The 22705-nt window shown below is 48.4% G+C and carries 15 protein-coding genes, 1 tRNA gene and 1 other RNA gene; 1 reads left to right on the forward strand and 16 read right to left on the reverse strand.

All coding sequences use genetic code 11. From position 1 onward, the window contains the following. Position 1 precedes the first annotated feature (1 nt). From L4D19_RS02335 to L4D19_RS02390, 12 genes are all read right to left on the reverse strand, one after another. Entirely contained in the window at positions 2-1660 is a 1659-nt protein-coding gene (locus tag L4D19_RS02335; protein WP_428451007.1) for a (2,3-dihydroxybenzoyl)adenylate synthase, read from the reverse strand. Next, the gene (locus tag L4D19_RS02340) at positions 1657-2853 is read right to left on the reverse strand and encodes an isochorismate synthase (protein WP_428451008.1); all 1197 of its coding nucleotides are present in this window, start codon (positions 2851-2853) and stop codon (positions 1657-1659) included. The genes L4D19_RS02335 and L4D19_RS02340 overlap by 4 nt, the downstream gene beginning before the upstream one ends. A gap of 198 nt (positions 2854-3051) precedes the next feature. Further along, the gene (locus L4D19_RS02345) at positions 3052-4992 is read right to left on the reverse strand and encodes a TonB-dependent receptor domain-containing protein (protein WP_428451009.1); all 1941 of its coding nucleotides are present in this window, start codon (positions 4990-4992) and stop codon (positions 3052-3054) included. 213 nt (positions 4993-5205) lie between these two features. Continuing rightward, the gene (locus L4D19_RS02350) at positions 5206-6444 is read right to left on the reverse strand and encodes an MFS transporter (protein WP_428451010.1); all 1239 of its coding nucleotides are present in this window, start codon (positions 6442-6444) and stop codon (positions 5206-5208) included. Between the two features lie 75 nt (positions 6445-6519). Continuing rightward, on the reverse strand, positions 6520-7212 hold the full coding sequence (locus tag L4D19_RS02355; RefSeq protein WP_428451011.1) for a 4'-phosphopantetheinyl transferase family protein: 693 nt from the start codon (positions 7210-7212) through the stop codon (positions 6520-6522). A gap of 302 nt (positions 7213-7514) precedes the next feature. Continuing rightward, on the reverse strand, positions 7515-9521 hold the full coding sequence (locus L4D19_RS02360; RefSeq protein WP_428451012.1) for an amidohydrolase: 2007 nt from the start codon (positions 9519-9521) through the stop codon (positions 7515-7517). Between the two features lie 306 nt (positions 9522-9827). Next, positions 9828-9957, reverse strand: a non-coding RNA gene (locus L4D19_RS02365) — RtT sRNA. Positions 9958-10002: 45 nt separating this feature from the next. Beyond that, positions 10003-10093 (reverse strand) — tRNA-Ser (locus L4D19_RS02370). A gap of 182 nt (positions 10094-10275) precedes the next feature. Then, positions 10276-11748 carry a C69 family dipeptidase gene (locus tag L4D19_RS02375; RefSeq protein ID WP_428451013.1) on the reverse strand — a complete coding sequence of 491 codons (1473 nt, stop codon included), beginning with the start codon at positions 11746-11748 and terminating at the stop codon, positions 10276-10278. Positions 11749-12115: 367 nt separating this feature from the next. Next, a complete protein-coding gene (locus tag L4D19_RS02380; RefSeq protein ID WP_428451014.1) occupies positions 12116-13468 on the reverse strand; it encodes a PhzF family phenazine biosynthesis isomerase in 1353 nt (450 codons plus the stop codon). Between the two features lie 345 nt (positions 13469-13813). Continuing rightward, positions 13814-15202 (reverse strand): ATP-dependent RNA helicase DbpA, encoded by a 1389-nt coding sequence (gene dbpA / locus L4D19_RS02385; RefSeq protein ID WP_160652866.1) that lies wholly within the window; start codon positions 15200-15202, stop codon positions 13814-13816. 111 nt (positions 15203-15313) lie between these two features. Further along, positions 15314-15907 (reverse strand): TetR/AcrR family transcriptional regulator, encoded by a 594-nt coding sequence (locus L4D19_RS02390; protein WP_428451015.1) that lies wholly within the window; start codon positions 15905-15907, stop codon positions 15314-15316. Positions 15908-16077: 170 nt separating this feature from the next. Between L4D19_RS02390 and L4D19_RS02395 the strand changes: the two genes are divergently transcribed. Then, on the forward strand, positions 16078-16719 hold the full coding sequence (locus tag L4D19_RS02395; protein WP_428451016.1) for a glutathione S-transferase family protein: 642 nt from the start codon (positions 16078-16080) through the stop codon (positions 16717-16719). 122 nt (positions 16720-16841) lie between these two features. Here the strand turns inward: L4D19_RS02395 and L4D19_RS02400 are convergent, their stop codons facing one another. The 4 genes from L4D19_RS02400 to L4D19_RS02415 all read right to left on the reverse strand — a co-directional run bounded on the left by L4D19_RS02400 (position 16842) and on the right by L4D19_RS02415 (position 22514). Continuing rightward, positions 16842-18143, reverse strand: coding sequence for a glycoside hydrolase family 18 protein (locus L4D19_RS02400; protein WP_428451017.1), 1302 nt, complete (start codon positions 18141-18143; stop codon positions 16842-16844). 351 nt (positions 18144-18494) lie between these two features. Continuing rightward, positions 18495-19430 carry an alpha/beta hydrolase gene (locus L4D19_RS02405; RefSeq protein ID WP_428451018.1) on the reverse strand — a complete coding sequence of 312 codons (936 nt, stop codon included), beginning with the start codon at positions 19428-19430 and terminating at the stop codon, positions 18495-18497. Between the two features lie 190 nt (positions 19431-19620). Further along, positions 19621-20823: an enoyl-ACP reductase FabV gene (gene fabV / locus L4D19_RS02410; protein WP_428451019.1), complete on the reverse strand. Its 1203-nt coding sequence runs from the start codon at positions 20821-20823 to the stop codon at positions 19621-19623. Between the two features lie 98 nt (positions 20824-20921). Beyond that, complete coding sequence (locus L4D19_RS02415) at positions 20922-22514, reverse strand: acyl CoA:acetate/3-ketoacid CoA transferase (RefSeq protein ID WP_428451020.1); 1593 nt, start codon at positions 22512-22514, stop codon at positions 20922-20924. Positions 22515-22705: the final 191 nt, after the last annotated feature.

Genomic DNA, 22705 nt, shown 5'->3' on the forward strand with positions numbered 1-22705 from the left:
GTTAAACGTCCTTTTCTTTTTTAATCGTTAGTGTTTGCTGAATGGTCTGACGTAGTAGTTTCTTGTCGACTTTCCCGACAGGGGTCATAGGCAGTTCCGAAACGAACTCGACGCGGTCGGGCAACTTGTACTCCGCAACGCCTTGCGCGCGAAGGTGCTTGCGGAGGGTAATGGCTTTCAACTTGGGATCAGCGGCTATCACAAAAGCACAGCTTTTTTCGCCCATCACGATATCGGGCATGGCCACCAAGGCCACATTGGTCACGGCATCATGTGCCAGCAACTGATTTTCAACCTCTTCCGCTGCTATCTTTTCACCGCCTCGGTTAATCTGATCCTTGTCGCGCCCTACCACAATCAGATAACCCGTGGCAGTGCGTTTGACGATATCGCCCGAGCGGTAAAACCCGTCGGTATCGAAAGCGCTCGCATTATGGTTTGGACTGTTGAAGTAGCCGCGGAAGGTATAAGGGCCACGGGTTAACAAGGCTCCTTCTTCGCCGTCTGGCACCTGGATGCCCTGCTCGTCAACAACCTTGATTTCATCATCCTCGCTGATCGGGCGTCCCTGAGTATTGAACACATGCCAATTGTCGTCATCGAAACGGGTGTAGTTCACCAGGCCTTCAGCCATGCCAAACACTTGCTGCAACTGACAACCTAGAACCGGCATGATTTGTTTTGCCAGCGACTCGCTAAGACGCGCGCCGCCAACCTGCAGCACTTTCAGGCTATCAAGGTGGTAGTCGAAATCCTCAGCCGCCTGCAACCACAGAGTGACGGCAGGCGGCACCAAAGCCGTCATAGTGACGTGATGCTGCTTGATTAACGGAAAGCAGGTCATCGCACTCGGGTCGGTCGCGAGCACCACAGTGCCGCCTGCATAAAACACACCTAACGCCCCGGGAGAGCTCAGCGAAAAGTTATGCGGAGCAGGTAGCGCACAGAGATACACAGTATCTTTGTTAAGCAGACAGATCTCGGCACTGGCACGGACACTGTAGTAATAGTCATTGTGAGTACGCGGGATCAGTTTCGGTGTACCGGTACTACCACCGGATAGCTGGAAAAAAGCCACTTCCGAAGCCGGTGTCGGAGTGGGTATTGATGAAGAAATCTCGGTCTGCTCAGAGGGCAAGGCTTCCAACCACTCGCTCAACGAGGTACCGAAGGTTGTCTCGCCGTCCACCAACCAATGACGAATTGTTGATGCCTGCTCAGCTAACGTACTGGCAAACTGATCGTTCTGAAACAGCTGATGACGCTCCGAGACAACCATCAATGCCGGTTGTACCTGCTCGACATACGATCGCAGCTCAAGTTGCTTATGGTTAAACAATGCATTCACCGGTACGATGCCCACTTTCAACAAGGCGAAGTACACAATGTAGAACTCGGCGATATTCGGTAATTGCACCACTGCCGTCTCACCGGCTCGAAAACCTTGTCTGTAAAGGCGAGAGGCCAGAATATCGGACAGACGATCCAGCTCGGCGTAGCTAAACTGGCGTTGCTGGCAAATCAATGCAGTGCGTGATGCCGATGCTAACTCTCTGCCGTGACGCGTTATCACATCAGTGAGTGGTAGCCCTTTCCAGTAGCCTTTTTCTATATACCGTGCTGCAAGCTCTTCGGGCCAGGGAGTAAACGCAACGCTCATGCGACCTCCTCGGAACCCAGGCCAAAGGCATTGAGCATGGTGCCTAGCTTGGCTTCCGTTTCAGCCCACTCAGATTGTGGACAGGACGCATCGACAATCCCGGCACCGGCAAACAGTTTTACCGTGTTGCCAAGCACCTTGCCGCAACGAATGGTAACCGCCCATTCACCGTTGCCATATGAATCACACCACCCCACCATGCCGGTAAACATTCCCCGCTCATACGGTTCCAGCTCGCTGATGGCATGTTTCGACAAATCAAACGGATAGCCACAGACTGCCGGCGTTGGATGCAGCAGACAGGCCAGTTGCAGCACGTTTGTCAGTTCTGAATTCAAGGTGCCATGGATCTGGGTAGAAAGGTGCCACATGGCCGGGGTATTGATCAACGACGGGCCAGCCGGCACATCCAAATGAGAGCAGAGTGGTGCCAATAAACGCTGGATCTCGTCAATCACCAACTTATGCTCAAAGCGATCCTTCACCGAACCCAGCAGCGCTTCGCTAACCTGCCTTTCCAACTCAGCGGTCGGCTGGCGCTTGGCAGAACCTGCCAGTGGATTAGAGATAATTTCTCTTCCCTGCTGACGGATCAACAACTCGGGGCTGGCCCCCAGTAGTACCGAACCATCGGTTTGTGGTATTGAAAAATGAAAACCGCCAGGGTTTTGTTTGACCAGGCGTTGGAGGATATTTTTCGGCGAAACACTGTTGCTGAGCTCAATATTCAGCACCCTTGATAACACCGCTTTTTTCAAACGGGTGTTATTAAACTTATCAACCGCTTTAGTAACCGCCGACTTAAACGTATCCTCATTGGGTTCACTATTTAAGGACAGAACATTAATGCCCTCGGCATTGATATTCTCATCAAAACTGAATAGTTCGCTGTTATTCTCTTTGATAAAACTAAACGATTCGGGAATATACAGACAAGAGGGTTGAGAAACATCAAAGGGAATAGATCCAATAATAATAGGGTTATTTACCCCTTTCTTCTTTTCTCTATCAAAGGCCTGACGAATTTCCTCCTGAAATTCACTATTAGCATTTGTACCATCCAATGCTGGCTGACTTATTTTCTGGCTAACTCCTGACGCAACAACTCCGTTATATTGGGAAAAAAAGAAATCTTTTAAAGGTGAGAATGATGTACTGCCTGATACTAACTTCTCACTTTGCGCTTGTTGCATGACACAACTCCCTTTTTACGCAAAAGAATAGAAGGCTTATTTTTTGAATAAGCTTCACATATTTGTCAGTCACATTTCAGCTCATGCCGAAATAAACATCACATAACAACCAGTTGAGAAATATTTATATTTTTATCGTTATTAGAATAATCAAAGTAAGAGCCAGCAAATGCTGGCTCTTGGTTCTATTTCATTGAATTAAAAGTCGTAAGAAATACCTGCGTAAACACTACGGCTCTTCAGGATGTAATCGTAGCTCGTTGCTACATCATCACGTTCTTCGTCAGTCAGGTTGGTCACGCCCAACTTAAGATTCAGGTTCTTGATTGCCTCGTACTGCGCACCAAGATCTACCGTGCCGTAAGCGGCCGACTTCTCATTATCACGAACGTACTGAGTGCCCGTATACTGATAAGAGACATAAGTCGACAAGTCATCCATTGCCTGCCAATCAAGCTGTACATTCGCCGTATGCGTTGGTGTCAGTGTCAGATCTTTATCCGTCGTTTCGTCTTTCGCATCGGTAAACATATAGTTACCCGACAGGCTGATCGTATCTGTCACATCAAGCCATGCTTCTACTTCAGCACCACTGACCTTAGCTTCGGCGACATTGAAATAGCTCAGTTCAGTTGCAACCCGATCCCAGCGTTCAGCCTGGATCATGTCTTCGATATCGTTATTAAACAGAGTCAGTGAGCTGCCCCAGCTTTCTGTCTGGTAGCTAGTCGCCAGCTCATAGCTAATTGCCGTCTCGGCTTTCAGATCCGGGTTACCAACAACCTTGCATCGACCGCGGCAAGCCAGAACAGCGTAGTCTTTACTGTACTGGTTCAGACCCGGTGCCTTGAATGCCTTACCAACACCGCCTTTCACAACCCAGTTGTCTGTCAGGCTATATACCGCATAGGCACGCGGACTAAACTCGCCACCGTAGACTTCATGGTCATCGTAACGGCCGCCTAGCGTAATGGCCACATCACCGATATCGAACTCATCCTGAATGTAGAGAGCCGAACGGTTGTAATCCACCGAGCCTTTTTCCAGCGTCAGGTTATTCTCAAGCTCAGTCACACTGTATTCAGCACCACCGGTTAGCAAGTGTGAACCAACATAACCAGACAGCTGGCCATCAATAATATGGTTAGTCTGAGTGATATCACCCACCTTACCGTTTAGCTCCGAATCATCCTCAAGATCGGAGTTCTCGTAGCTATAACGCAGGCGTGAATCAAAGTTTGACCAGTAACCATTGTGAATCACAGCCGCATTGATACGATCCAGCTTCTGAACATTGGTTACTGCCGTACCCCAGTTATTCCAATCCGCATCGCGATCATCCTGGCTGTAGAGCAGTTCAAGGTCGACATCCTGCTCGTCATTAATCAGCCATTTCAGCGTCGAGAAGATGTTGAGCTCATCACGCTCTTCCAGTGCATCAGTATCGCGGTTGATACTCTTGTCTGTACGCCATGCATCACGCTGGCTTTGCTCAATAATGATATTGCCTAGCAATGTTTCAGGGATCAGGGAACCACTAGCGTAAACATTAAACTTGTGGGTATCACCACCGCTTCCTTCAGTCGGACCGTCATATTGATAACCAACAGACCCTTGAGTTTCTTCTGAAGGCTGGCGAAGGATCACGTTAACCACACCGCCCAACGCATCGGCACCATAGAGCGAAGACATTGGGCCACGGATAACTTCAATTCGCTCGACCGCCGACATAGGAATGCTCGACAGATCAAAATCATTACCGTAGGCGCTAGTCAGTGCATCACGCGAGTTAATACGGCGGCCATTGATCAGCAACAAGGTATAGTCTGAGTCCAGACCACGGATTTTAATTTCGTTACGGCCATAAGTCGTACCCGGATTGATGTTAATCCCAGGCAGCTTTCTGATTGCCTCAGCGACATCGCTGACAACCAGCTTGTCTAGCTCTTCACCTGTGATATAAGACACAGACGCTGGTGCTGTCAGCTCGGGGTGTTTTGTTTGACTGGCGGTGACGACCATAACTTCATCTGTTGCTGTCTCTGCCATTACAGCAGATGAAGAAAGAAGGCCGATAGCCAATAGTGCGCGACTAAGTTGAGTTAGCGCAAAACGGCTATCTCCTTGAAACTGGTACATTTACATACTCCATTACGAACAATGGCGCAAATGATAATTATTACCATTATCATCGTCAATGGTGCATTAACAGTTTTATAAATCAAAGAGAGATATTGATCACATTTATTGTTAAAAAGTCTGCCACATATTCCAGGTTAAGCTAAAGAAGGCAGCAGACTGTTATCGTTATATTAAAAAACAATAAGTTATAATGATCTTTCTAGGATCAGACTATGAGGTGTGTGCTGAAAGTTGTTCTCGTTGGGTATACTGAGCCACTATCGCCCTAACCAGCAACGGCACCAATAACGTGCACCCGATTGTGATCATCGCTAAAGTCTCGATCCCAACCAAACGTCCATCCGGTCCCGATGTGAGATATACCGAGGAAACGGCACTCGCCAATCCAGCGGCAACATTGGACAAAGTCCCTTGGTACGACATGAAAGCCGCCCGCTGATGAGGCTTAGGCACACGTGAGGTGATGGCCGAGACAGACGCGCTCCGCGCTGAACTGGAGGCCATAAACAGGGTAAAGACAACGTACAGGGGCCAAGCGCCCTGCCATAAGAAGCCAACGAAGGTCACCATAGCGACCAACAAACTGGTTCCCCATATCGTCTGAACAATCCAGCCTCTATCTAGCAACTGGCCGCACAATCGCATCGCAAAAATACTGGCCACGCCACCCAGTAGATAGAGCACACTAATTTGCTCACGGGGAAACTCTAAATTGAACTGGAAAAATATCGAAAGATTGGGCACCAATAAAAAATGGCCGAACATACTTATCCCGACCATACCTAAAGCAATCATAAAGGCCGGACTAGTGACCATATCCTGCATATGCCCGGCTCCCGGAGGCTGGGACAAGGCCTGAGATTGGGCAGAATCAAGATGGCTAACCATACTCGGAAACCAAACATTGCATGCTAACGCCAAAGCAACGCCGAGTCCGCCAAATACAAAGAAAGTCGCCTGCCAGGATAACCGCGCCGATAGCTCTAACGAGGCTGGCACAAAAATAATCGCTGCCAGAGAAAAGCCACTGGCAACAAACGCAATAGCTTTTCCCCGACTTTTTATATCAGTAATATCTATTACTGATGCCATTGTTAACCCGCTTATTGGCCCGGCAAAACACCCTGCCAGTACAAACCAAAGCAGTAACTCATTTTGCGTAGTCGACAAGCCGCAAACAATAACGATCACAGAGCGAGTCAATAAGAAAAACAATAATGCCTTCTTTCTATCGAACCTGTCTAAATAAGGGGCAAGGAAAAAACCGATTAATGCCGAGGCAAAGGTTGCTCCACCCGCAATATAACCAATATGTTCGGGCTTCATATTAAGGTATTTAACAAAGTCTGCCCCCAATGGCATCACCATCATAAGAGTGCCGATTGACAACATGTTAATAAGCAGAGCTAAGCGTAATACACGTGATTGAGTTGTTCGATGATCATCCATAATATCGCGTTCTAATTAATATTTAGCGCGATTGTAACGACTCCTACACGCCAAAACAATGAATAAGAATCATTATCAACTTTGAGTGAACGCTTGTACCATCTCTTCTTCTTGCCGCAGGTGCACCGTAAAAGCACTGCTAGCCGATAAATTTGCCGTTAAGCGCTTTCTTAGCACTAGCGTCAGGTTTTCCCGCCCCATCGCAACAACTTCGGCATCCAGGAAATCAAAATAGGCCTTTACCTGCGGGTACAAAGCCTTAAACAAGCTCTCTTTTGCCGAGAACACAGCGGTTAGCCCTTCGGCGAAACTCACATAATGGTTCATGATGAGATTATATTCGGCATCATTAATAATCGTACTCTTGACAGAGTTAGCCGTACTGTCTGACATGCGCTGCTCAATATCAATACCGATACCTTGCTCTGCCATCTCAAGCGGTTGAACAATACAAACCGCACGATTGTTGCTATGGCTGATCGATCCCGTCATTCCCTTCGGCCATAACGGAGCCCGATGTTGGCCAATGCCGACCTGAGTCTCCCTTCCCCCTAAGGCAGCCAAACAACGCTTTGCCAAATATCGTCCAGCTATAAATTCGGCCTGACGCTTCGTCACCGCTCTATGCAAACTCTCCGGAAATTCTACGCCCAGTTGTTGCGCCGATTGTGCTGTAAACAACGTAGGATCAAAACGACACTGATAACCAACACCGACAAAATCGGGAATGACAACAGGCGATATATGGGAAATAAAAGGAGTTAGCATAATAAAAGTGCTTCCATAGCTTAGAAGCAGACATCATAGCAAGGGGATTGTATCAACCGCTATAGTATTGAATTGACGCTGGACTTTAAATGCGACGCAGCGCTTTGAATACATGGGATTTTTTGAGTCACTATCTATACGAAACATCGGAAATGAATAAAGCCCAATATTCTGGGCTCTATAATAAGACAGAGTGCTTCAGCAGTATTACTGATTAACTGCTTGCAATAGCACTTTCAAATACTGACTCAAAGAACAAAGCGGATAGCTCGCCATCAGTGAACGCTGCAGGGTTTGTATTATCAAGCCGGCATCACATCTGCATTCGCGTAACCTTCAACTTGTTCTAATTTCCGTTCTGAACAATGTGCTGGCTTTTGCTCGAAATTTCCCACATAACGAAGCTTTCCACCGACCCAAGTTTGAAAAACACCTATATCCCTAATCTTTTTGCTTGCATCAAGAGTAATAGGATCATCTTCCAGAATGACATAATCAGCCAGTTTCCCTTGCGCCAGACTCCCGATCCACTGGTCAACATGACATTGCCAGGCTGCATCCAAAGTGATCGCTCTTAATGCTTCCTCACGGGAAATGCATTCAGACTCATTCAACGGAATCGGCTTAGGGGCTTTTTCCATTACCCGGGTTACTGCCTGCTCCATCATCCGTAGCGGACCGAGTGGCGTCACTGATAAATCACTATGAAGCGTAATTCTCGCCCCTTTATCCAACATCGTCCGGCATCGGTCTAGTAACAGAGCTTTTTCTTTGAAAATTACCTCGTTGAAGGCATAGCCCCAGTAACCAACATGACCAATTAAGAAGCTGGGTGAAATCCCCAGGGATTGCATTTTATCCGCGCTGTCGTGACTCAAAATAGAGCAATGTTCAATGCGATGGCGCTTATCAAGTCCCGAGCTACCCTTCAATGCCGTCTCATAAACATCGAGAGCATAATCAACCGCTTTATCGCCATTAGCATGGATCAGCACCGGCCAGTCTTTTTCTACGATAGTGGTCACCAGCTTTTGGTAATCTGGCTTATCCGGGTCAATAGGATCTGATGAGTGATAACTAAAATTGAAAATGCCACAATTATTCTCTGGCTCGCAACAATACGGCGTTGACTGATAACCCGTCAATCCTTGGTTAGAACCGTCGGACACTAACTTGACCGCACTTTGGAACAAATTGCCCATGTCTTTTTCTGTAAGCGGTTTGTAACCACAAAGAGCGTCAGCATCGTGCTGCGTTGCACATAACAGTGCATAGCCAACCCGGACATTATGAGGGTGTGTTTCCCTGAAGTCTTCAAGCGTTGAAATCATCTTGGATTGAACCTTTCCGTTCTCACCAACAGACTCAAATCGCATCCCGGCTTCAAACATCGTGGTTACCCCACGCTTATTCGCAGTGTCAAAAATGGACTCAATATGCTGGTTCAGTTCCAGGTTAATCTGATCTTTTTGCTGTTGCGGAATTGCCTCAAACCCGTATGTCATTTGTTCTAGTTCCTGCAAAGCCCCTTGATTTTCAACTTTGTCTCGGAATGCACCTTGCTCTTCTATTGGCAGGGTATCGACGATCAAATCCAGTGCAACCGTGTTGATATAGGCGGTATGCATCGAGGCCGAGATTAAATACACCGCTCGGTCCGGTACCGTTTGGTCAAGCATCTGAATATTGAGCTCAACGAGCTGCTTGTCACCACTATCGTCCTTCCGAAAAGGCATCAGGGCAGGATCCACACCAACACCTAAAATCCAGTCCTTTTCTTTCAGCGCCTTGTCTAATTCAAGCTTATCTTTATTATCAAGCTCCGCGCCTTTGTTACTCAGCTTATCTTTCAGGTAGTTACAGTCATAGTTCGGAATTAGATCCTGACCAATATATGGCCCCAAATCAAGCCACCCCATGGTTAATGCAGTCGGGACAATATGAACATGGGGCTCAATCAAACCGGGCAACAAGGTTTGTTTTCCCTCGAGTACAATGTGATTGTCCGGTGCCAGCCCAAGGTTTTGCATTTTCGCGCTCACTTCAACTTCACTGCCAACCACTGCAACCTTACCGTCATGGAAGCCAATAGCCTCCACCGTTTCAGCACCGCCGTTGATCACCGGTCGAATAATGCCACCAGAGTACATAACAGTCGTCGTCGGCTGCAGAGCCTCTGGTGATTGAACATTATTTTCATCATTGCTGAGTGCAGGACTCAACCCTGAAAGTTTCTTTGAGAACGTTGTCCATAACGGATTATGACAGGCGCATTGAGCGCACCCTTGATGACTATGATCGTGACTCATCTTGATTCCCTTATTCAGTTGCTAGTGCGTGAACAAATGAGCCTTCATTCTTTATCAAGATTACTGATAAATATATTACACGGGATTACAGGTTATTAGAAAAGAGCGAACTAAGTCTTTCGGCGGGGCGCCTAGTTCTGCGATAAAAGACAAAGCACTTTCTGGAGCGTAAAATATGAAAAAAGCCTGACGCTTTCGCATCAGGCTTAAATCATTGGCGGAGAGATAGGATTTGCTTCACCCTATCTCGAATCACAAAATTTAGACGAAAAAAAACCGCTGATAGTTCAGCGGTTTTTTTGAATGTGGCGGAGAGATAGGGATTTACTTCGCCCTTCGGGCCGTTGCTTTAACACGCCTTCGGCTAGCAACGTTGTCTCGCTTCGCTCGGCTGAACCCTGTCTAGGGTTCTTCACCCTATCTTTTCTTTGCCAAGCAGCAGATGCAAAAAAGCCAGCAATTAAGCTGGCTTTTCTAAATGTGGCGGAGAGATAGGGATTTGAACCCTAGATACGCTACAAACGTATGCCGGTTTTCAAGACCGGTGCTTTCAACCACTCAGCCATCTCTCCGTAAGTGCGGTGAATAATACGGTAGCTTTATGGTTGTGTAAACCCTTCCATTAATCAACCGCACAGCTTTTGATCAACCATTCCTTTGCGTGCACAAAACTCACTCCGCCACAGTAAAAAAAAGACAGAAAAAAGCCCTCAGTGAATACCTCACTGAGGGCCTTGTAATAGCCAGATCTTTATTACAAACTCATGATCTTTTTGAATTCTTCTTCAGAGTATTTCTTCTCGGTACTCTTGGTCAGATCTGTCATCATCTTGTAGCGAATTTCTGTCGCCATCGTCAAGGTACGCTGCAACTGACCGTAAGAATAGTCAGACGCCATGTTCAGTGCTGCTTGCTTATCTGATTGGTACAAAGATTTCAGCGTCATATCCAAACTGCTCACCTGCTGGTACAGCTTGGTTTCTTCCTTATCCCAGGTAGCTTTAAGCATCGGCAGGTACTTATCCGGTGCCGCAGAGGCTAACGCTGTCAGGCTACGGAACTGCCAGTAAGCCGACTGATCCGAGTAGGTATCACTTCCTGTCTGATACGGTGTCGGATAGTCCTGCAGGCTGGAGTACAGCGGAACAAGTACCGACTCAGGTAATACCCCAAAACTCTGCCAAATCAAGCCTTGTAGCTCCTTCGGCATATCCTGGCGTAACTGGATAATATGCGATTCCAGCTGACGCTCGACGCGCATCGGACGCTCGCCATTCGCCTCTAGTTGGGTGCCTTTATAGGTAGCACCCAGTACATTTGCCACATCCTGAACAGAAATCTTCTGATCCGGCGTCATAAACAGCGGATACTGATCCTGGCGGGTTGGCTGCTCGTTTGATGCCGACAGCATATTTTGTCCCAGCCACTCACGGTCGATGTTGTACACATCCCCGATTACCCCAAAGGCTTTGGCGAAGTTAAATGATGCTGTATCAGGCTGCTCCAGCAATTGATGCTCTTTGACGAACTCAACAAGACCGGCAGAATGGAGCACATCCTCGCTCCCAAGATCAACGCCATGGACGCGCAGCCCATTGGCAATCATAGCGTAGCTGTCATCCGGTACTTTGACCGCAATCCAATGGTGTCCTGAACCAATTTCAACCAACCACGCCTCGTCGACATCAGCGATATACAGGCTGTTGCCTTCACCGGCACCATACTGCTCAATGTATTTACCTAGCAGCTCGACTCCCTCCTTAGCGGTTTTCACCTGAGGAAGAATGAGCGTCGGAATAATGGCTTCAATCACGCCGTCTTCAACCAGAGGATCGGCCGCTTGCGCCTTGTCATTCACCTCAGCACTGGTCGTTGCGGAAATAGCAACGTTATATTCGTTTATCCCGCGTTCTTCATAAAACTTCCCGTCACCATCAACTGTATTGGCATCCCAGTCAGGAATGGCAGAGTAACCATAGAATTTCGCCGGCATAGGCACAACCAGGCCATTTCCCAACGTCCAATCACCGGCTTCATTGTCCTGCGCCGGACGATAAGCTAAATATTTATTCCAGTTGTTGATACCAAAATCTTCGTTACGGGCAATCATGATGCTGCCATCAGCCGATGCCCCCTTGCCCACGATAAGGCCAGTACACGCGTTGGCACTCAAACTGAGCGCAGATAAAACAGCAGCGGATAACAGAGTCACAGACATTTTTTTCATCGTACATCTCCATGTGGGAATAAATCTCAAGATGAATAGATATTCATTATTAGAGTGATATTTATCTCTTTTATGCTAATTATGTTAATAAATACCACCAGCGCAGTGTATATCTCTGACCTTTTGTTTATTGTTCAGCCGATCACGCTATTAAAAATATAAAGATTGGAATAATAGAAGTGAGAGCAGACGAAACCTCGACACGTAATTTGTCAGCATCAAGATTGATATAAACAAGAACACATAACGCCCAACCGGAAAAATATAAGGCACTATCGAAAAAAGGATGGACTTGTAACGGTAGTTTAGCTGACGGCTTAAGAGAGTAATAAACCGCCAGTTTACAGTGTAAAGCTTACCTGATTGCTCAGGCAGCCAGAGGAAGATACATAATATGCTGAGGCCCTGCCGGTCCGCCCAAATACAGTGATTCAGAATCCAGAAAACCGCACGAAAGATAAAGTGCCCGAGCTGGCGTATTGCGTTGATTTACAGTAAGAACTAAACTTGAAACCGAAGGATAGTGAGTCGCCACATAGTCACCCATTAGTTGGCACGACTGACGCCCAAAGCCTTTACCCTGATAACGGGCATCAATAAAGTAAGCCCGCAAGCCCAACTCACCAAATTGGCTGAACTCAGGGTGGTTTGCAAAAGAGTGATCAAGAATAAAGAAACCGAGGATAGTGCTCTCAGCCTCGTTATCGCCAAGACAAATAACATGGAAGTCTTCATTTAACGTCTTGTTTTCCAGCGTATCCGCAACCGGCAGAACAAAATCAGACTGATGCTCGGAAACCGCCAGCTCACACAAAAGGCGGCGGTCATTCTCTTCCATCTTTCTGAGTGTTAGTCCACTGGCAAGGCTCACACGCTGAGTCCCTTTGTGCTTGGCAAACCCGCCGACTTTAACGGCCTGAATAGTGCCGCCTTTTTGCTGGATCGATGCCGATATTAACGAGGTGCGCTTCATCTTGCGACCTTGCTCGAACTCATACTGATACCCCAGGAACGGACGGTGCTGGGCAAGATAACAAGCCAATGCGCCACTGGCACTGCCTGTCGCAGACTCTTCGGGGATCCCGAACAACGGAGCAAAGTTCCGACACCGGGCAGTAAATTCAGACCATGAACTTAACTCGAATAAATGAACACCCACCAGTTGCCTTTCACGGCAATAATCAGCCAGCGCTTCGTTATCAGGAACAATGTCATCCAACGTGCCCGGCATTACCGGAATAATCGCATCAGCAAGCCCAGTGGAAATAACTTCAACCGGCAGCCCTGTATTGGTGATCACTTCCGCCGGAATACCCAGTGCCTCAGCGACCTCGAGCACATCCAGTTCACCGCCAAATACCGGTAATTGCTGTTCCATCTCGATATGACCATCAGCAGAGACCACAACAGTCAGTATGCCGGCTTTAGTCCGCTGGCTATACTGCCCAGCCTCAATCTTGCCTTGACCAAACAGTTCCGAAAACGTGGCCAGCGTTGCATGACCACAATAGTCAACTTCCGAGGTCGGAGTAAAAAAGCGCACATGAAAGTCACACTCAGAATCTGGCAAAACAAATGCTGTTTCTGAATAACCAACCTGCGCCGCTATTCGTTGCATCTGTAACTCGGTCAACCCTTCCGTGTCGAATACTACACCCGCCGGATTTCCGCCCTTTCCGTTGAAAGTAAACGAGTCAACAAGATATACATCTCTTTCCAAATCTTTACCCTCTACCTTACATGGCTGTAGTTTTTTTAGTTATACCCAAGCTACCTCTAAACCCTGCCTCGTAAGGTAACTTGAGTATATCCACTTATCCTGCCTCAGCCGCAGCAAAAATAAAACCACTTTGGCGTGCTACTTCATCAGGGACTCATCAGAAATTAATAACTTTCTCGACCAATATCAAAATGCGTTGATGTTCAAACAACGCAACACTATCTGACTCACGGATATCGTGACGGCAAAGCCAGAAAGCAACGTTAAATTTGTCCGAAAAAAAAGCCCACCCAGGATAGCCAAGGCGGGCTTTTCAATGTGTGGTTCTAGCTCTGATTCTTAGCGTTAGGCGCGGATCTGGCGCACCCGGAACGAACGGCCTTTCATTTTGCCGTTTTCCAGTTTTTTCAATGCAGCGCGGGCCACTTCGCGGTTCACTGCAACATAAGCACACATATCAAATACGTTGATTTTGCCAACCTGGTTACCGGCAATGCCATTATCGCCAGTCAGTGCACCAAGAATATCGCCCGGGCGGACTTTCTGCTTCTTGCCACCACCAATTTGCAGGGTGACCATGGCCGGACGGTGAGTCGGCTGATCAAGCAGGTGCAGCGGAGGCAACTCCTCGCCTTCAATCGTCTTGTCCAGATAGTCTTCCAGCAAGGCAATCTTGTAATGCTCTTTGTCGCTGAAGAACGAGCAGGCAATCCCCTTGCTGCCGGCACGACCCGTACGACCAATACGGTGCACGTGCACTTCGGTATCACGGGCGACATGGTAGTTGATCACGGCATCCAGCGCATCGATATCCAGGCCACGGGCCGCCACGTCAGTGGCCACCAGCACAGAGGCACTCTTGTTGGCAAAACGAACCAGAGTCTGGTCACGTTCGCGCTGCTCGAGATCACCGTGCAGGGCAATAGCACTGAAACCATAATGCTCCAGATCGTCTGCTACTTCCTGCGCTTCACGTTTGGTATTACAGAACACCACTGCTGATTCAGGTCGATGCTGCGACAGTAGCAGACGAAGGCCTGTCATTCTGTCCTCGTTGCTGTCTACCTTGTAAAAATGCTGCTGGATACTGCTGCTATCGTGGGTAGATTCCACTTTCGCCATTACCGGCTTATACATAATGCGCTTGGCAATGGACTCGATCTGCTTCGGATACGTTGCGCTGAACAGCAAAGTCTGGCGACGCTCCGGGGCAGCATCGATAATCGCATCCAAGGCATCCTGGAAACCCATCTCCAGCATACGATCGGCTTCATCGAGGATCAGCATATTCAGGTCGTCAAGGTTCAGAAAACCTTTGCGTACATGCTCTTCTACTCGGCCAGGTGTACCAACAATAATGTGCGCACCATGCTCCAGCGAGCCAATTTGCGGGCCAAACGGCATACCGCCGCACAGGGTCAGCACCTTGATATTATGGATCGCACGAGCCAGTTTACGGATCTCTTTGGCTACCTGATCGGCCAGCTCGCGCGTCGGACACAGCACCAGTGACTGAACACGAAAGCGCTTCACATTCAAATGGTCAAGCAGCCCCAAGCCAAACGCTGCCGTTTTACCCGAGCCAGTTTTTCCCTGCGCGATCACATCCTTGCCCGCAAGAATATGCGGCAGACTCTGCGCCTGAATTGGCGTCATCGCTTCATAGCCAAGCGAAGACAGGTTTGAAAGTAAATCTGGTTTCAGATTCAGGGTAGAAAAGGCAGTCTGGCTCAAGGGAAATATCCTATGTGATGCTGGAACGTCTGGCAGCAGTAAACAGTTAGCGTACAAGACGCCGTTTTAAGGGCTGCGACACTACCAGCCTTTGGCGGTAAAAGAAACAATTTACTGGGATGATGTGCTACCGGCTTGCTGCTCCAAAGCAGCACGCAACGGTTCTAACGAGGTATTAATCACATTTTCGTATTCGTCCCGGCTTGGCTTCAGCCGGATCCAGCTCGTTAAGCCTAACAAACTGTTAAGAAGATACTGTGACATGATTTTGGCCTTGGCCGAAGGCAGATCTACGGCCAAATTAGCGAGCAAGCCTTCTTCCAGCTGACTAAAGTGCCTCTGCAAATTATCACGATGTTGTGCTTCTAACTGGTTCGTTTCGTTCAATGCCAGTGTTAACAGGCAGCCTTCAAAACGTTCAGCGGTACTTTGGGCAATAAACTCAAAGAAATGAATCACATTCTGAGCCCCGAGCGGAGTAACCATGAGCAGCTTAGCCGGCTCGTTCATCAGCGAGCGATAGCGGATCAGCGCCTCTTCAAACAGCTCAGCCTTGCTACCAAACTCGTTATATAGACTACGCTTATTGAGTCCGCTGGCCTCGCACAGCTGGGCAATTGATGTTGCCGCGTAGCCATGTTGCCAAAACACTTGCATTGCAGCATCAATCACGTGTTCTCGTTGATAGTTTTTACTTCTGGCCATATTTGGTCTCAACTGTCTTTTGGCTCATTTTACACCAATCGGTGAAAAACATCTTGCACAACATCTGGCACCAACCTAAGATAAGTAACCGATCGGTTACTTAATTAAGGCACCAGTCCCTGACAGCACAACGCACGCTAATCAATCAAGCTCATTACAAGGAAAGCGCCATGAAACTGTATTTCAACCCAATGTCACTGTACTCAATGAAGGTACTCATTGCTTTTCAGGAAAAGCAGGTTGACGTTGAGCACAGCATCGTAAACCTGATGGATGAAGAGGAGCGTTCAGCTTTTCGTGAAATTTACCCGATTGGCAAAGTGCCGCTGCTAATGATTGACGACTATATGATCCCCGAGTCAACAATCATTATTGAATACCTTGAGGGACACTATCCCAAGCAGGGCACCACGCTAATCCCGGATGGTGTCGATGCATCCCGCAAAGTGCGTTTCCTGGATCGAATCAATGATCTCTACCTGATCAACCAAGTTGGCAGCCTGTTCTTTGCCAGCTTGAAGCCCGAATCTGAGCAAAACCAAAGCGACCTGGATAAAACCAAGCACACATTGGGTATTCTGCTGGGCAAGATGAACAAAGAGCTTGCAGACAGAAAATGGCTGGCCGGGGATATCTTCACCATGGCAGACTGTTCGGCAATACCGGCATTGGCGCTGGCAACAAAAGTGTACCCGTTTGCCGAGCAATACCCAGAAGTTGCAGCTTATCTCGAACGTGCCATGCTACGTCCGTCCGTCAAATCTGTGGTCGAGAACGCCCAGGCGACCATGGCCAAGGTATTTGCGAAATAACAGACAATTACAAAAGCGAAATAAAGAAGTATCGAGAAAACACCAAGGCGAAAAGACTTTGTAATGCCATATCTGAACCTTGGTGTTTGGTCATGCTGCTAATACGCAGCGTATAATGGTTGTTAGTCGTTGAGAGTCTGATACATCACTTCAGTCATTTCACCATCAACATCACCTGACAATTCCCAGGTAAATACGCCAGCCAGCCCTTTTTCCTTCGCCCATTGTGTTTTGGCTTTCACCGAGCGCTTATCCTCAAACGAAATATAGACCTGCTTCTGAGGGTTCCATAGGAAAGGCGCTTCGGAAGCTTCATCATAGCCGTACTGATAGCCTTGCTCGGCGGTGTAGTTACGCTTCAGATCCCAGTACATAAAGTAGCCCGGTTCCTCGATATCGGTCCCAAAGGATGCCCCTTTCTCAGACACCAGGTTGCTGGTCGGCAGCTTGCCGTCAAAGTCTTGCGTTCCTTCCCAGCCCCGCCCATAAAATGCGGCGCCTAGCACCAGCTTCTCGGCCGGTACACCAAGCTCAATCATCTGCTCGATAAAAACATCGGCACCCTGTCCCCACCAGCTACGCTTGGTTGCATGCAGGTTGGTCAGGTGACCGGTTTGCGCCCCCCAGCCACCAAGGAAATCGTAGGTCATCGCAAACATATTATCCATATAGGGAGCGGCTGATTTCCAGTCGATCTGGGCAGCCTTGTTGCCGACACCAATGGCGGACGACAACTCATAATAACGATCAGTTTTGGCCGCCAGTTTGTTCAGCTCTATGCGCAGAGTTTTAACCAGATAAGAGAAGGCCTCGCGCTCAGCCGCCTGCTCCTCGGCACTCAGCTTGGTATCGGGATTCCATGGCGAGGTTGTCAGGCCACCACCGCCCGGATACTCCCAGTCAAGATCAATGCCATCAAAGAAATCATACTTAGCAATCAGCTCCACCGCTGTTTTGGCGAAGTGATCAATGTGGGCGGTATCTTTCGCCATCGCATGAAAGGCTTCTGACATTGTCCAGCCACCGAACGACGGGAGAATTTTCAAACCCGGGTGCTGTTTTTTCAATTCAGTGAGCTGGGCAAAATGTCCTTTATAGGGTACGCCTGTGCTCACCTCGCCAAAATCAATCTCCAAAGCCGCCTTCTGATCAACCACGACTGCAGTAAAGGGAGCCTGCCCCTGGCAAGCCTCGGCAACCTGTTTCTGTACTTTTTCGCTCGCCCCTTCATGCGGACCGCACATACTCAGAAAAGCATAAATCACATGGGTTAGCTTATCAGCAGGAATATCATCCACCGTGTAGGGATTGGCTTCGTTATCATACTGCCAGTCAGCAAAGTAACCCGCTACCACAGGTTGTTCGGCAGCAGCAGGGACAGCCCAGAGACTACAGGCCAGCAGCCCGCATAGTGTCCTTTTCATAAACACTCCTTATTCACGTCAATAAAGGGAACAAACGTAAAAAATAAATAACATTACAAGGTGCGGGCATTTGCAAAGGTCACCCGACCACTTGGTTTTTATCAAATTCACCCTCTATCATTTGCGAAAACTATTAACTAATCAGAAAGTTATTAAAACTGATTGGCTGATTTTCGAGTCACTTCATGAATACCTTGTTGTTCGCTGTATCGCGCTGCGAAAAAGTCTTACAGCCTCCACGTACTCTAATCAGGCGGTGGTATTCTTAAAATGGAAAAAGCCTCCATTCTTGTTAGCCGTAGCTAATCAAAAATGGAGGCTTTTCGATCCCAACAGGTTTAGGAGATACAGTTACTCGTTCAAGAATCTGGCTATCTGCTGATACACCTGCTCACACTCTTCTTTGACCAGATCTTCCATATTCAAAAATGTATGAATCATGTCGTAAAAGTGAACATGCTCTACCTTCACCCCTTCTGCACTGACTTTCTCGCAGTAACTTATTCCTTCATCACGTAACGGACAAAACTCAGCCGTAAACAATAAGGTCTCTGGCAGTTTCAACGTAAAGCGTCCGTATAGCGGGGAGATCTCCCGCCGGTCTTCGCCATGCTGAAAGTAGTTATCGAAGTACCAGGCGATTTTGCCTTTTTGCAGTAAATACTCCGTTGCATTTTGCTCCATCGGGCCTGAATCCATGGTGTAGTCCAGACTGGGATAAATCATCACCTGTTTGCGGATCACGACATCATCATCATACTGTGCCTGCCCGCTAATCGTCGCGACCAGGGCACCACCTGCAGAGTCACCGGCAATCGATAAATCACGTCGGTAGTTAAGTGCACGCTCATCCAGCGTTGCCCAAAGATGTTTAACGACACCATAGGCATCGTTGACGCCGGCCGGATAAGGGCACTCGGGAGCCAAACGGTAATCAACCGAAACAACAATATGCCGGGTAGCATTGGCTAACTTACGACAAATCGGATCATATACCGTAACACTCCCCCCCATATGGCCGCCGCCATGATAATAAACCAGTACCGGCAACGCCTGTTCGGGAGCAGGATGATAGATTCGTACAGGGACAGCATATTGCTCACTCAATACCAAATCATCTTGTATCCAGGCAACATCCGGAATGTCGGTGATCAGGGCGCGGGTTAAGTTCGCTAACCCCTCTCGGGCATTCGTTGCTGTCGGTTTGAATCCATTCTCGATTAAAACGGCTACCTGCTGGTTAAAGTTATCAAGCCACGGTTGTAGTTTCGGGCTAACTTGGCGCATAGCGTGCTCCTTATGCTTTTCAGGACTTATACTACCGAATTTATAAAGCCGGATTATCCCTAATCCGCAATAATGAATTGTGCGATCTTATACAGCATGTAAATTATATGGTTGTTTTTTATATTATATTTCGACCCAACACAAAAAGCCCTGCACAAAGGCAGGGCAGTCATAACATGCTTTTTTGAAATTATGGCGTCAACGCTTTTAGCGCCTCCAGATTAACTCTTTCCTGATAATCAACGCCATCAAGCCAGAAACCATTCAACTGCATAAAATCCGTTTTGTATCTTTGGTAGTCACCCACCGCCGTAAAGTTCTCCGGGGTGATCTGTGCCATTAGCTGGCTTACCTGACGCTGTACATCGTCGTCCAGTTCCCAATCATCAATACGGATCAAACGCTGCTCATCAACAGGAACATGTTGTTGTGGCCCATAGAGTCGCTGTGAAAACAGGCGCTGCATTTGTTCAATACAGCCCTCATGCACCCCCTTATCCTGCATAACCTTGAACAGTGCGAGGATATAGGGTGAAAACGCCGGGATGAAGACGCTGGCCTTGGTCACCAATGCCTTGCAAACCGAAACATAGGCCTCTCCGCCAATCCGGGCCAGTTTGTCATTGAGCAAATCACTGGTGTCATGAAGGTGGATTTTCGCCCTGCCCAGCGTCCCTTTATGGTAGATCGGGTAAATTGCTTCAGGCCCAATATAGGAATAGGCGACGGTTTTACAGCCGTCGGCCAGTACATCGGCTTCCGACAGGATATCTATCCAGCTTTCCCAGTCCTCACCGCCCATGACCTTTTTCGTGGCTTCAATTTCTTCTTCTGTGGCGGTATCTATGGTCATAGGCTCCATGGTATCGGTTTCGATATTAATCGTCGGGCCGGTAACCGATTCACCGATAGTCTTAATCGACGAGCGCCACATTTCGCCCGTCTCGGGATCGGGTCTCACTCCCGTTGCCAGGCTATAGACAACCAAATCAAGCTTGCCGCCAAATTCCGCCTTGATATAGTCAATAACCTGCTGCCTCATCGACACCGAAAAGGCATCGCCGACAAAGTTCTTACCAATAAGGTCTTGTTTCTCTGCCTCTTCCCGAAAGAAGATATTGTTATACCAGCCAGCCGTTCCGACCCCCTTCTCGCTTGGCCCACGTTCAAACGAGACTCCGATGGTGTCAGCATTCGAGCCGCCGAACGCCAATGCGATACGCGAAGCCAACCCAAACCCGGATGAGGCTCCGAGAACCAGCACTTTCTTGGGACCGCCAACAATCGGCTCTGCCGCTCTGACATAATCGATCTGGTTTCGAATCGCCTGTTGACAACCATACGGGTGCGCAGAGCGTGCAACGACCCCTTTCACAACAGGTTCAATAATCATGGGTTACTCCTAACTATACTAAGTTCGGTTTTCAGGGGCATTACTGTGGTTACACCTTGCCACAAGGTCACTCGTTATGTCACCTGCTCAAATTTTAACTAGGCCGCAAAGCCTGCTTTTATCGCATTAAAACGCAATGTTTCAATACTGAGCCCCATCGGTGGCTCGCAAAAGATACGCTCATCCATCAACCTCAACTCAGGGCTGATAACCGGGCTAAACGCCATCTGCGCCAGAATATCCCGTTCCAAGTCGACTCCGGGAGCAATCTCGACAAGCTCAAGGCCCTGTTCGACCAGTCTGAAAACAGCTCGCTCGGTAATATACACCACTTCTTTTCTATTCTTCCGGGCCACATCAGCGGCAAACGTAACCTGCTGCACCTGTCGAATAAATTTATGAATATGTCCTTCTTGCACTATCTGCAACCGGCCATTTCCTGTTTTGACATTCAACTTTCCGGCAGTAAAAGTCCCGCAGAAAAACACCTGCTTGGCGTTCTGGGTAATATTGATAAATCCTCCGCAACCCGCAATTTTCGGCCCGAACCGGGAAACATTGAGGTCTCCGTTCTGATCACACTCGGCCAGCCCCAGAAACGCCTGGTCGATCCCACCACCATCATAAAAATCGAACATCTGATCCTGAGTGATCACAGCCTCCGGGAAAGCTGCCGCCCCGAAGCTTAATCCGCCAGCAGGCGTGCCACCGATCGCCCCGGGCTCTACCGTTGCAATCATTTGATCGGTGATCCCCTCCTCATCAGTCACGGCAGCAATCACTTCCGGTACACCGATGCCGTAATTAAGGATGGCCCCCTGACTCAGCTCCATCGCAGCCCGGCGGGCAATGATTTTCTTGGCATCAAGCGGACGAGGCCGGGACACCCGACTTACGGCTTCACCACGACCGCAATAGGCCGGGTTCATCGGCTCGGCAAATGTCTGCATGTGACTATCGTCATCGGCAACGACAACGGCATTCACAAAAATACCAGGGATACGTACCTGCTGCGGATCCAGCTCTCCAACTTTGACGAGTTTCTTAACCTGGACAATCACCGTTCCCCCCATGTTGGTAACCAACTGGGCCGCAGCCAGATTTTCCAGAAACAGACACTCATCTTCCATGGTGATATTGCCGTTCTCGTCTGCCGTGGTCCCTCTGAGCAGCGCGACATTAGCATCAATGCGCTTATAAAAAAGGTAATCCTGTCCATCAATATCAATCAACGATACCCGATCATCGCCTGTCACTTCATTGATCTTGCCGCCGCCTCCGCGAGGATCAATATAGGTTCCCAACCCGACATGGGATAACGTTCCCGGCTTACCGGCAGCCGAGTCACGAAGCAGTTGGGCAATCACACCCTGTGGGAAGTTATAGCCGGCGATTAGATTCTCGTTTGCCAGTTTCTGCAGCCGGGGGATCAAGCCCCAATGCCCGCCGCACGCCATGCTAACCATCCCGGGATGTGACAAATGATTGACCGCCCGGTCAATGCCATCCCCTTGTCCGGCAGTAAAATACAACTCCAGGCGGCTGGGGTGTCCACTAGACAGAAAGCGCTCCCCAACCGCCTTCTCAATGGCTTCGGGCACTACCGCACCAATAAACCCACCTAAAATCACTTTATCTCCATCATTGATCAAAGATGCCGCTTGCTGGGCCGATAACACTTTTGCCTTCATCGCATTTTCCTTCAGAACCAGAATCAAGGAAGCAATATCGCCTCTTTGCAAGACGATATTGATATGATGGATAGAGTGTATGGGCTCAAAATTAATGAAAAAATAGGCAATACGCGGAAAGATAATTGCAATATCGGGCTAATTAATGCGTCACTTATGAACTAAATAACAAGCCTTTCTGGCTTGCCAGA

This window comes from Photobacterium kasasachensis, assembly GCF_050336885.1.
Classification (GTDB): Bacteria; Pseudomonadota; Gammaproteobacteria; order Enterobacterales; family Vibrionaceae; genus Photobacterium; species Photobacterium kasasachensis.

Bases quoted from the DNA above. Each gene is read 5' to 3' on its own strand.
- L4D19_RS02335 (WP_428451007.1), bottom strand. From the start codon at position 1,660: ATGAGCGTTGCGTTTACTCCCTGGCCCGAAGAGCTTGCAGCACGGTAT.
- L4D19_RS02340 (WP_428451008.1), bottom strand. From the start codon at position 2,853: ATGCAACAAGCGCAAAGTGAGAAGTTAGTATCAGGCAGTACATCATTC.
- L4D19_RS02345 (WP_428451009.1), bottom strand. From the start codon at position 4,992: ATGTACCAGTTTCAAGGAGATAGCCGTTTTGCGCTAACTCAACTTAGT.
- L4D19_RS02350 (WP_428451010.1), bottom strand. From the start codon at position 6,444: ATGGATGATCATCGAACAACTCAATCACGTGTATTACGCTTAGCTCTG.
- L4D19_RS02355 (WP_428451011.1), bottom strand. From the start codon at position 7,212: ATGCTAACTCCTTTTATTTCCCATATATCGCCTGTTGTCATTCCCGAT.
- L4D19_RS02360 (WP_428451012.1), bottom strand. From the start codon at position 9,521: ATGAGTCACGATCATAGTCATCAAGGGTGCGCTCAATGCGCCTGTCAT.
- L4D19_RS02375 (WP_428451013.1), bottom strand. From the start codon at position 11,748: ATGAAAAAAATGTCTGTGACTCTGTTATCCGCTGCTGTTTTATCTGCG.
- L4D19_RS02390 (WP_428451015.1), bottom strand. From the start codon at position 15,907: ATGGCCAGAAGTAAAAACTATCAACGAGAACACGTGATTGATGCTGCA.
- L4D19_RS02395 (WP_428451016.1), top strand. From the start codon at position 16,078: ATGAAACTGTATTTCAACCCAATGTCACTGTACTCAATGAAGGTACTC.
- L4D19_RS02400 (WP_428451017.1), bottom strand. From the start codon at position 18,143: ATGAAAAGGACACTATGCGGGCTGCTGGCCTGTAGTCTCTGGGCTGTC.
- L4D19_RS02405 (WP_428451018.1), bottom strand. From the start codon at position 19,430: ATGCGCCAAGTTAGCCCGAAACTACAACCGTGGCTTGATAACTTTAAC.
- fabV (WP_428451019.1), bottom strand. From the start codon at position 20,823: ATGATTATTGAACCTGTTGTGAAAGGGGTCGTTGCACGCTCTGCGCAC.
- L4D19_RS02415 (WP_428451020.1), bottom strand. From the start codon at position 22,514: ATGAAGGCAAAAGTGTTATCGGCCCAGCAAGCGGCATCTTTGATCAAT.